At 71.3% G+C, this 6,372-nt stretch carries 6 protein-coding genes and 1 tRNA gene; 4 read left to right on the forward strand and 3 right to left on the reverse strand.

Features of this window, described 5'->3' with window-relative positions; all coding sequences use genetic code 11:
• The first annotated feature begins 40 nt into the window (after positions 1-40).
• The 3 genes from ABZX67_RS31645 (at position 41) to ABZX67_RS31655 (ending at position 3,377) form a co-directional block, all read left to right on the forward strand.
• On the forward strand, positions 41-1,132 hold the full coding sequence (locus ABZX67_RS31645) for a GDSL-type esterase/lipase family protein (protein WP_355367659.1): 1,092 nt from the start codon (positions 41-43) through the stop codon (positions 1,130-1,132).
• A gap of 74 nt (positions 1,133-1,206) precedes the next feature.
• Complete coding sequence (locus ABZX67_RS31650) at positions 1,207-1,698, forward strand: DUF6882 domain-containing protein (protein WP_355367662.1); 492 nt, start codon at positions 1,207-1,209, stop codon at positions 1,696-1,698.
• A gap of 674 nt (positions 1,699-2,372) precedes the next feature.
• Positions 2,373-3,377: an alpha/beta hydrolase gene (locus ABZX67_RS31655; RefSeq protein ID WP_355367665.1), complete on the forward strand. Its 1,005-nt coding sequence runs from the start codon at positions 2,373-2,375 to the stop codon at positions 3,375-3,377.
• Between the two features lie 152 nt (positions 3,378-3,529).
• On the opposite strand, the gene ABZX67_RS31660 is transcribed toward ABZX67_RS31655, so the two are convergent.
• From ABZX67_RS31660 to ABZX67_RS31670, 3 genes are all read right to left on the reverse strand, one after another.
• Entirely contained in the window at positions 3,530-3,673 is a 144-nt protein-coding gene (locus ABZX67_RS31660) for a hypothetical protein (protein WP_355367668.1), read from the reverse strand.
• Positions 3,674-4,252: 579 nt separating this feature from the next.
• Positions 4,253-4,325 (reverse strand) — tRNA-Arg (locus ABZX67_RS31665).
• A 150-nt stretch (positions 4,326-4,475) separates the two neighbouring features.
• A complete protein-coding gene (locus tag ABZX67_RS31670) occupies positions 4,476-4,853 on the reverse strand; it encodes an ArsR family transcriptional regulator (RefSeq protein WP_355367671.1) in 378 nt (125 codons plus the stop codon).
• A 111-nt stretch (positions 4,854-4,964) separates the two neighbouring features.
• Here ABZX67_RS31670 and ABZX67_RS31675 point away from each other — a divergent pair, with 111 nt between their 5' ends.
• Positions 4,965-6,227 carry an MFS transporter gene (locus ABZX67_RS31675; protein ID WP_355367674.1) on the forward strand — a complete coding sequence of 421 codons (1,263 nt, stop codon included), beginning with the start codon at positions 4,965-4,967 and terminating at the stop codon, positions 6,225-6,227.
• Positions 6,228-6,372: the final 145 nt, after the last annotated feature.

Consider the following 6,372-nt stretch of genomic DNA (forward strand, 5'->3'; position numbering starts at 1 on the left):
TGATGGGAGCGCTCCCACCATCCGGCGAAAGGTTTCCGCCATGAAAGCACCAGCCACCGCCCGGCGCCGCCTCCGGGCCTTACCGCTTCTGCTCACCCTTCTGATCGGGCTCTTGGGTTTCGCACCGCCGACGGCGGCTGCCGCCTCCGGCACCGCGGCCCCGGTACGCGTCATGCCCCTCGGGGACTCCATCACCGGCTCCCCGGGCTGCTGGCGGGCGATGCTGTGGAACCGGCTCCAGAGCGCCGGACACCGGAACGTCGACTTCGTCGGCACGCTCGGCCCGCAGGGCTGCGGCCAGCCGTACGACGGCGACAACGAGGGCCACGGCGGCTACCTGGCCACCAACGTGGCCGACCAGAACCTCCTCCCGGGCTGGCTGGCCGCCACCTCCCCGGACGTCGTCGTCATGCACTTCGGCACCAACGACGTCTGGAGCGCCCTCGCCCCGGACCGCGTCCTCGCCGCCTACACCACCCTGGTGCGCCAGATGCGGGCCCAGAACCCCGACATGAAGATCCTCGTCGCCCAGCTCATCCCGATGAACCCGAGCACCTGCACCGCCTGCGCCCAGCGGGTCGTCGACCTCAACCAGCGCATCCCGGCCTGGGCCGCCACAGTGACGACCGAGCGTTCCCCGGTTACGGTCGTCGACCAGTGGACGGGCTTCGACACGGCGACGGACACGTACGACGGCGTCCACCCGAACGCCTCCGGCGACACCAAGCTCGCGGCACGCTGGTACCCGGCGCTGGTCCCGTACCTCAGTCCTGGGGACCCCGGCGACCCGGGCGACCCGGCGCCCGGCGGCGGCGCGTGCACGGCTTCCTTCCGTGTTGCCACCTCCTGGCAGGGCGGCTTCCAGGGCGAGGTGACGGTGAAGAACACCTCCGCCACACCCCTCGGCTGGACCGTCACCCTGGTCCTGAACGGCGGCGCCCGCGTCAGCCAACTCTGGAACGCCACCATGGCCTCGGCCCCCGACGGCGCCACCACCGTCACCCCCGCCTCCTGGAACGCTTCCCTGGCACCGGGCACGAGCGCGACGTTCGGTTTCCTGGCCACGGGACCGGCGGACGGGGGCACGCCTTCGGTGGCGGTGAGCTGCACGGCGAGGCCGACCGGCGCGTAGGACGGCGGCCCGTGCGCAGGCGGCCAGGGGCCCGGATGGGAGGATCTCGCGACAGTTCGGCGCGAGGAGGCACAGTGGACGACAGCTCGAAGCATGACCACTCCGGATGGGAAGAGGTCGTGCTGGCGGCCCGCGAGCGCGCCCGCACGCGGCAGTCCCTCATGGTCGAGCGTTTCGGGCTGTCGGGCGACGTGCAGTACGAGTGGTCGATGGACGACGCGCGGATCACGTGGTCGCGCGGCGGGACGGCGTTCCTCACCGGCCGCCTCACGATGATCGGCAGCGTCAGCCTCGCCCAGCAGTCCTGGCTGTGGTCCTGGGCGAACGAGTCCCTCCCGCACGCGGTCCTGGGCGACATGGAGCGGGTCCGGCGGTTCGGCGAGGAGAACGACTACCCCGTCCTGCCGTGGCCGGGCTTCGCCTACCGCCCGGAACTCGTCGCCGAGGCCCGGATGGTCGCGGCCTTCGTGCTCGACGCCGAGGGGTTGTGGGCGGAGTCCATGGACGACGTACAACTCCACTTCTTGATCCACGACGTGGCGCCCACCGCGGGGGAATGGCGCTGACGAGCGCCGGGTGCGACCGGGCCCGCCGTAGAGCCCGCCGCGTAACGACCGCCTGGACGGCTACGTGGGTAAGCGAAGCGGTGCTTCTTCCTGCCCGTCGAATGAAGCAGTCCCCGCTGCACCACGCACGAAGGCCCTGCTGTCCGGTGGAACGACAGGGCCTCCGAAACCCGACCACCGAGCGGGTGAAGACGCTCACTCGTCGGCGTCTTCAGCCGGAGTCCCGATGCCGCTCACGCCCGCCTGGGGGCCCGTTCGGGGGCGTCGATGTCAACCGTGATGTCAGTGGGCCGCCTTCACTGCCTCCGACGTTGCTGCGCGGAACGAGTCGGTCGCCTTGAAGCGTGCACGGAAGAAACCGTGCCCCGTCCGGGCCATCGCGCGCATCTACGAGATCGCCGCGCAGGTCGCCGTGCCGCGCCGGACCGGTGCCTGTTCATGGACGACCGGCTGGAGAACGTCCAGGCCACGCGGTCGTTCGGCATGACCGGCGTGCACTTCCGAACGGCGGCGGACCTCGCCGCCGCACCGACGTAGCGGATGTGGCGGCGGCCGGGCCGACGCCCCCTTCCTCGTGGGCGGGGCGTGTGGGACAGATCACCTGCCGGGACTGTCACGCCGCCCCGGGGCTGTCCCGTCCAAACGTCGACACGCTTCCCGGCAGGAGGATCACCATGACTTCCCTCGACGACACATCGCAGACCGAGGCCGCCGAACCGGTGCGCAAGCGCCGGCTCCGCAGGCTCCGCTGGCTCCGCTGGCCGGCGGCCGCGACGGCACTGCTGGTGACCGCGATGCTGGTCGGCGCGTACGTCTGGCAGCCGGGCGAGGACGGCCGGGCCTTCCGCTCGCCCTACCTCGCCCAGGTCGGCTCCCGCTACGCCGACACCCCGGTCGCCCGCTTCCACTACGTCAAGGCCGGAACGGGCTCACCGGTGATCCTCCTCTCGCCCGGCGGCACCTCGGTCATCGGCTGGAAGGACCAGCTCGACGCCCTGGCCCGCGACCACACCGTGTACGTCGTCGACCTCCCCGGCCAGGGCTACACCCAGGTCAAGGACTCCGGCTTCGACTACGACCTGGACGCCATGGTCTCCGCCGTTGGCACGTTCATGGACGCTGTGGGCGTCCGGCAGGCCGCCATGGCGGGCAACTCCTGGAGCGGCGGCTGGGCGCTCGCGTTCGCCCAGCGCCACCCCGGCCGCGTCACCAAACTGGCGCTGCTGGACGCCACCGGCCTGGACCTGCCGGGCACCTGGATGTGGGAAGCCCTGAAGATCCCCGTCGTCGGCGAGCTGGCCGTCAAGCTGTCCACCGGCAAGTCCACCGTCCGCCGCCTGGCCGAGGGCATGATGGTCAACAAGTCACGCGTCACCGACCAGCTGCTGGACGAGTGGTGGGCACCGATGACCTTCCACGACAACATCCGCGCCACCTACCTGCTGGAACGCCGTCTCGACTGGGCACAGACCGAACGCGCCCTCCCCACCACCACGACCCCGACCCTGGTGCTGTGGGGCAGGCAGGACACCGTCCAGCCCGTCGACCGCGCCCACCGCTTCGCCGAACTGCTCCCCAACGAGCAACTTCAGATCCTGGACGGCTGCGGCCACGCCCCCCAACTGGACTGCCCCGATCCGGTCAGCCGCCACCTCCAAACCTTCTTCGCAGACTCGTGATCACAGCGGCATCTTCGATGGGCAGGGGGCGTTGCGGTGGGTCATCCCCAGCGCCGGTGGCGGGAACGGCCGGCGGACGGTGTCCTTGGCCGGTGGCGATGCGTGGCCCGCGAGCCGGGCTGAGCGCAGTCGTACGGGCGAGGGGGCAGTCGTCAGGTGCCTGCCGCCAGGAGCGCGAACGACACGACGAATCCGAGACCACCGGCGAGGGCTGTCGTCGCCGCGGCGCCACCGTCCTGCCCCTGCCCCCGCCGCATCAGCCGGGCCAGGGTGGCGGCGACGGGCACCAGGAGCACGGCGGCGACGACCAGCAGGAAAGCGCCCAGATCGATCGCTGTGCCGTGGTCGCGTACGGAGTGGCGCAGGATGTCGCGGCCGGGTGTGCCGGGCTGCGGGGTGGCGCGGTTGGCGACGACGTACGCAGCGGTGAGTACGGCGTAGGAGAGCGAGGCGGTGAGCAGCGCGACGGCGCCGGGCGGGCGCCGGGCGGGCGCCGGGCCGCGCCCCGGAGCGAGGCCACGCCGGACTCTTGTGACTTATGTGTCGATGTGGATGTCGATGCGGACATGGCATCCCACAGCCGAACTGCCCCAGCCTGCAAAGTCGGCGGAGTAGACCGGTCGTTTGTGGCTGGTGACACGGTTCTTACCGGCACCCCTGGAGCGTTGGGGCAAACGTGCCAATGCGCGCCAACCACTGACAGTGGCGTCGTGATACGCCGTTCTCACCAGTCGGCTGCAGCTGCCTCGTCGGCAATATCCGAAGTGTGAATAACGCGCAGTTCAATGTTCCCAGGGCGTTCCCATTACACGCTTGAAGGCCTTCCAAAGAGGTTCCCTGGAAGGCCTTCAGCGTGCTGACCCGCAGCTTTGCAGTGCCCCCGGCAGGATTCGAACCTGCGACACCCGCTTTAGGAGAGCGGTGCTCTATCCCCTGAGCTACGGAGGCGGGGCTTGCGTGGAGCGTGGCTGGACACTCTGGGTGAGCATTCCGCCTCGCTGTGGCAAGGGTGTGACCGCCACTGAGGGACGGCCCCTGACAGCGTAGCGGATCAGGCCGGGGCGGTGGGGTCGGGGGCCGGGGGCTCAGGGGGGTGCGTCATGGCTGGGGGGTCCAGGCGGCCACCAGGGCGAGGAGGCCGGGGAAGCGGGCGTTCAGGTCGTCGATGCGGACGTGGCTGCGGCGTTCGAGGCCGTACTGGCGCTGGCGCGTGATCCCTGCCTCGCGCAGTGCCTTGAAGTGGTGCGTGAGCGACGACTTGGGGCGGTCGAGGCCGAACCAGCCGCAGGGGTGGTCGAAGTCCTCCGATTCCAGGAGGAGTTTGCGGACGATGGTCAGCCGCAAGGGGTCGCTCAGCGCGCCGAGGACGGTTTCCAGGCGCAGGTCGTCGACCGCCGGCTCCGGTAGGGGTTCGGGCAGGTCGGACGGCTCGGGGAACACCTTGATGGCGGGCGCGGGGGCCGTCGTCGCGGGCATAGGCCACTCCTCATAACGCGATTCCTATGTACGAGTTCGATCGTACTGCATGCTAAGTTCGATTGAACTCGTACTGCTGGGGAGTGGCAGGCAAGATCGGGAGGAACAGTCATGTCCGAGACCCGGACCGCGTCCGTGCAGGCCGTCGAGGGGAGGGGGCGCACAGGCGCCGCGGAGGCCGGTGGGCGGGCCGTCGCGCCGTTGTGGTGGGTGTGGCTGGCCGCGTGGCCGGTCACGGCCGTCTTCGTGCTGTCGAACGCGGCGACGCCGCTGTACGTGCTGTGGCAGCACGACATGGGCTTCTCCAAGGGCACCCTGACCGTCGTGTTCGCCTTCTACATCGTCGGGCTCATCGGCTCTCTGCTGGTTTCCGGCGTGGTGTCCGACCGGCTCGGCCGCAAGCCCGTGCTGCTGCCGGCCCTGGCGCTCGCCCTCGCCGCCTGCCTGATCTTCGCGACCGCCGCCGGCGTGGCCGCGCTCATCGTGGCGCGGCTGTTCACCGGGATCGCGGTCGGCGCCGTCGTCTCGGCCGGCATGGCCGCCGTGACCGATGTCGCCGGACCCGAGCGCAAGCGGATCGCCGCCCTCCTGGCCTCCTGCGCCATGGTCTTCGGCGCCGGACTCGGCCCGCTGCTCGCCGGTGTGCTCTCCGAGGTGGCGCCCGCGCCGACCGTCACCGTCTTCGTCGTCGAAGCCGTCCTGCTGGTCACCGCGGTGCTCTGCGTGCTGCGGATGCCGGTACGCCGTCCCGAGGTGCGCGCCAAGGGCGCCTGGGTGCGGGTGCCCGGGGTGCCGCGCGGTCACGGCCGTCAGCTCGCCCTCGGTATCGCGGTGTTCGCGCCCGGCATCACCGCCACGTCGTTCGTGCTCTCCCTGGGGCCCTCGCTGCTGTCCGGACTGCTCGGCACCACCAACCGGATCATCGCCGGAGCCATGGCGTTCGTGATGTTCCTCGCCGCCACCGGGGTGCAGTTCGCCGTCCAGCGGCTGCGCCGCCGCACCATCCTCACGGCCGGGGCGGTGAGCACCACGCTGAGCATGGTCACGCTGATCATCGCCGTGCACACCTCGGCGGTCGCGGTCCTCATCGTCTCCGCGCTGCTGGCCGGCGCCGGTCAGGGCATGGGCCAGCTCGGCGGTCTGTCGCTGCTCAACTCCAGCATCCCGCCGCAGCGCCTCGCCGAGGCCAACGCCGCGCTCAACGTGGGCGGTTACATCCCGGCCGGCGCCCTGCCCGTCTCCGCCGGCTACCTCAGCGACGCCGTGGGCCTGACCAGCGGGGCCACGATCTTCGGCGCCGTACTCATGGGCCTCGCCGTGATCGGCGGCCTGGTCGTCCTCGCCACCCGGCGCGAGGTGACGGACCCGGCCTGACGGACTCGGCCTGACGGACCCGGCCTGACGGGCCGCGTACGACGGCACGCTTCGCGGGAGCGGTGCACCACCGGACGGCGGGGGGGGGGCGCGCCCCGGCGTGTGGGGGGGGGCGGCCCGGCGAGCGCGCGCGGCGTGGGCCCGG

Origin of the sequence: Streptomyces sp. NPDC003036, from assembly GCF_040611175.1 — a bacterium.
Taxonomy (GTDB): domain Bacteria; phylum Actinomycetota; class Actinomycetes; order Streptomycetales; family Streptomycetaceae; genus Streptomyces.